At 80.1% G+C, this 468-nt stretch carries 1 pseudogene; it reads left to right on the top strand.

The features are described from left to right. Positions 1-468: pseudogene (locus BI06_RS51080) on the top strand (hypothetical protein); the annotation flags it as partial.

Raw genomic sequence — 468 nt, 5'->3', positions numbered from 1 at the left:
CGCCGGGGGAGGAGGCCTACCCCTCCACCGAGGAGATCGACCGGTCCCGGGCCGAGGCCGACGCCACGGCCGGCTCGGTCGCCGCCATCGAGGCCGGCCTCACCGCCGCCAGGGCCGAACTCGACACCGCCGCCCGGACCGCCGAACAGGCCGTCGAGGCGTACAACGGCGCCCAACTGGCCCTCACCCGGGCCCGGGCCGAGGAGTCCGCCGCCGCCGACCGTTCGGCGGCCGCCGAGGCCGAACGGTCCGCCGCCGCCGAGGACGCCGCGGCCCTGGCCGCCGAAACGTACCGGCAGGGCACCAGCGCCGAGCTGTCCGCGATCAACGCCCTGCTCGGCGCACGCGGCCCGCGCGAGGCCGGGGACCGGGCCGCCGTGGTCGGGGTCGCCAGCGACCGTTCCCGGCAGATCCTCGACGCGGCCGTCTCCACGGCCGCCGGGGCTGCTCGGGCCGCGGCCGCCGCGC

The organism is Kitasatospora sp. MBT66 (assembly GCF_000710405.2).
GTDB classification, from domain to species: Bacteria; Actinomycetota; Actinomycetes; order Streptomycetales; family Streptomycetaceae; genus Kitasatospora; species Kitasatospora purpeofusca.
Note: the sequence above shows the minus strand (reverse complement) of the source record. Positions and strands in the feature narration are given on the sequence as shown.